Origin of the sequence: Catenibacterium sp. (assembly GCF_052354645.1) — a bacterium.
Lineage (GTDB): Bacteria > Bacillota_I > Bacilli_A > Erysipelotrichales > Coprobacillaceae > Catenibacterium > Catenibacterium mitsuoka_A.
In genome coordinates, this window is sequence record NZ_DAWDDM010000210.1 from 1 (window position 1) to 3,610 (window position 3,610).

At 36.6% G+C, this 3,610-nt stretch carries 4 protein-coding genes; 2 read left to right on the plus strand and 2 right to left on the minus strand.

Features of this window, described 5'->3' with window-relative positions:
• A partial coding sequence (locus ACT8VG_RS08750; RefSeq protein WP_444195654.1) for a TetR family transcriptional regulator occupies positions 1–168 on the minus strand: 168 nt, incomplete at its 3' end.
• Positions 165–1,499, minus strand: a complete 1,335-nt coding sequence (locus ACT8VG_RS08755; RefSeq protein WP_226793561.1) for an MATE family efflux transporter — start codon at positions 1,497–1,499, stop codon at positions 165–167. The genes ACT8VG_RS08750 and ACT8VG_RS08755, both read right to left, overlap by 4 nt.
• A 396-nt stretch (positions 1,500–1,895) precedes the next feature.
• Between ACT8VG_RS08755 and ACT8VG_RS08760 the strand changes: the two genes are divergently transcribed.
• Together ACT8VG_RS08760 and ACT8VG_RS08765 are read left to right on the plus strand one after the other, a co-directional pair.
• The gene (locus ACT8VG_RS08760; RefSeq protein WP_444195652.1) at positions 1,896–2,882 is read left to right on the plus strand and encodes a PTS sugar transporter subunit IIB; all 987 of its coding nucleotides are present in this window, start codon (positions 1,896–1,898) and stop codon (positions 2,880–2,882) included.
• Between the two features lie 15 nt (positions 2,883–2,897).
• A partial coding sequence (locus ACT8VG_RS08765; RefSeq protein ID WP_444195653.1) for a PTS mannose/fructose/sorbose transporter subunit IIC occupies positions 2,898–3,610 on the plus strand: 713 nt, incomplete at its 3' end.

The following is a 3,610-nucleotide window of genomic DNA, read 5'->3' on the forward strand; positions in this document are numbered from 1 at the left end:
GATAATCCATGAAAGAAGATGATGCATATCAGTAAAGTGATAATAGAATGTCATTCGGTTAATACCACATTCTTTTGTGAGATCACCAATCGTAATCTTATTGAAAGGTTTTCTTAAGAGTAATACCTTTAAAGAATCTTCTAATGCATGTTTTGTGATTTCACTCATAAGTTAAATGAATCTTTCTTTTTCTTCTTATATATAAGTAGAGAAATAACTGCAGTAAATACTTCTGTAATCCAGAAAGCATGCCATACACCAGTTGGTCCAAGTAGTGAAGAAAGAATATAAGCGCATGGAAGAATAATGACTACATAACGACATAAAGAGATAATGAGTGATGGAATACCCATACCTAATCCTTCGAGTACACCTCCTGAAGTAAGTGAGAGTGAAGAGAAGACAAAAGAAATACTAATAATACGTAGGGCAGTCACACCTGCATCAAGTGTTTCTTTATTCTTAGTAAAGAGTCCCATGATTTCTTTAGGGAATACAAAACAAAGAAGTGTTCCAGCAATCATAATAATTAAACTTAAACCAAGAGTGAGCTTATAGATCTTATTAATACGATCATATTCTTTAGCCCCATAGTTATATCCAACAAGTGGTCTAATACCCTGGATGATTCCATTAGATGGCATAAAGACAAATGTCTGAAGCTTATAATAGATACCTAGTACTACAACATAGATAGCTGAATAAGAAATAAGAATCGCATTTAATACAGAAATAAGAACAGAAGGTAAGGCAATATTTAAAGTAGCAGGAATACCAATACCATATAACTTCTTATAATATTGAGTACTTTCTAAAGCTTCCTTATGAATACGTAGTGGTAAATCTACCTTATAATAATATAGATATAGAATAAAAGGAACTGTCTGACCAATACCAGTCGCAATCGCAGCTCCTGCAATACCCATTGCAGGAATAGGACCTAAACCAAATATTAAAATAGGATCAAGAATAATATTTGTGACACATCCTATAATCATAATCTTCATAGTGAGAGCCATACGTCCTAAAGACTGATTGATCTTTTCAAAGGCAATACCTACCTGAATCACAAAAGAGAATGAGAAGGCAATACGTCCATATAATATCCCATCCTTTAATACAACAGGATCATTTGTAAAGAACTTTAAGAAGTTAGGAATAAACACAACACAGACAACCATTAAAATTAGACCATGGATTGCTGAAAGTAATAATCCCTGTGCCATAGAATTTTCAGCTTTCTTATGATCCTCTGTACCTAGATAGAACGCAATCACAGCATTCATGCCTACACCAAACCCTACGGCAATCGCAGTAATAAGGTTCTGAATAGGGAATACTAGAGATAAAGCATTCATCGCATTCTCACTAATACGCGCTACGAAGAAACTATCTACGATATTGTAGAGAGAATTAACAAGCATTGATAACACCATTGGTAAGCTCATCGATAATACTAAAGGGAGTATAGGTTTTGTTTTCATATAATCTTGATTCATAATTTTCCTCCTAAACATATAAAAAGCCACACAACGTAAAAAAAAACGCTGTGTGGCGAAAATAAGATTTCTCTGACAAAAATCCACAACCAAAAGGTTTTGTACATAGACACTATCATATATGGGATATGATGTCAACTTTTTTATGTATACGGTATATATAATTCAAAAGTATGGTATCTATAATTCCTAAAACGGGATTATTGCACAGAAAAATGATAGTGATATAATGTAAGCATAGTAAATAGGAGATATATTTCGAAAAGAAACTGTATTTATCTAGAAATATAAGTTGATAGGGATTAGATGAATATATAAGTTATATGTATGAATGTCCATATACATATTGAGTATATCTTCGCTACTTACTTACAATTATGAAAGGTAGGAGATAAAATGGTAGGAATTATCCTTGCGAGTCATGGTAAATTCGCAGAAGGCATTTTCCAGTCAGGATCTATGATCTTTGGTGATCAGGCTAACGTTAAAGCCTGCACATTAATGCCTAGCGAAGGACCAGATGATATTCGCAGAAAAATGGAAGAAGCGATTGCTGGTTTTGAAAATCAGGATGAAGTATTATTCCTTGTAGACCTTTGGGGTGGAACACCATTCAATCAGGCAAGTGCTTTACTTAATGGACATGAAGATAAGTGGGCAATTGTCACTGGTTTAAATTTACCAATGTTGATTGAAACTTATGCATCTCGTATGTCTATGGAAACAGCTCATGAAATCGCTACACATGTCACTGAAGTGGCAAGAGATGGTGTTAAACCAAAACCTGAAACACTAGAACCTAAGAAGGAAGAAAAGGCAGCAACTGCTGCACCAGCACCTCAGGGCGCTATTCCTGAAGGAACAGTTATTGGTGATGGTCACATCAAGTATGTATTAGCAAGAATTGACTCACGTTTATTACATGGTCAGGTTGCGACTGCATGGACTAAGACAACTCAGCCAAACCGTATCATCGTTGTATCTGATGGTGTGGCTCATGATGATCTTAGAAAAGAAATGATTATTCAGGCAGCACCTCCAGGTGTTAAAGCTCACGTAGTACCAATCGATAAGATGATCCAGGTTGCTAAGGATCCACGTTTTGGTAACACAAAAGCATTAGTATTATTTGAAAACCCACAGGATGCACTTCGTGCAATCGAAGGTGGCGTTGACATCAAGACATTGAACTTAGGTTCTATGGCTCATTCACAGGGTAAAGTCGTTTGTACTAAAGCCGTATCAATGAGTCAGGATGATGTAGATACTATTGAAAAGATTATGGCTAAGGGTGTTAAGTTTGATGTACGTAAAGTACCAAATGATTCACCTGATAACATCAATGCAATCCTTAACAAAGCTAAAGAAGGATTGTCTAAATAAGGGAGGAAATAATTTATGTCAGCAATTTCAATTGTGCTGATTGCGATTGTTGCTTTACTTGCAGGTATGGAAGGTATTCTTGATGAATTCCAGTTCCATCAGCCTCTAGTAGCATGTACGTTAATCGGCTTAGTTACTGGACACTTAAAGGAAGGTATCATCCTTGGTGGTTCATTACAGATGATTGCCCTTGGTTGGGCAAACGTTGGTGCTGCTGTTGCACCAGATGCTGCTCTTGCATCAGTTGCTTCAGCAATCATCATGGTATTAGGTTTACAGGGTGGTAGTACAAACGTTACTAACGCTATCAATACTTCTATCGCTGTTGCAGTACCATTATCAGTTGCAGGTTTATTCTTAACAATGATCTGTCGTACTCTTGCAATCCCTATGGTTCACTTCATGGATGCAGCTGCAGAAAAAGGTGACTATAAGGCTATTGAAAGATGGCAGGTTGCTGCAATCTTAATGCAGGGTCTTCGTATTATGATCCCAGCAGTTATCCTTTGCATCGTTCCAGCTAAGGTTGTAACAGGTGCATTAAATTCTATGCCAGCTTGGTTATCTGGTGGTATGGCTGTTGTCGGTGGTATGGTTGCCGCTGTAGGTTATGCAATGGTTATCAACATGATGGCTACAAAAGAAACTTGGCCATTCTTCGCTCTTGGTTTCGTATTTGCTTGTGTAAGTGAATTCACACTAATTGCTTTAGGTGTTATTGGTGTTGT

Coding starts and splice junctions, on each gene's coding strand:
- ACT8VG_RS08755 (WP_226793561.1), bottom strand. CDS start 1,499: ATGAATCAAGATTATATGAAAACAAAACCTATACTCCCTTTAGTATTA.
- ACT8VG_RS08760 (WP_444195652.1), top strand. CDS start 1,896: ATGGTAGGAATTATCCTTGCGAGTCATGGTAAATTCGCAGAAGGCATT.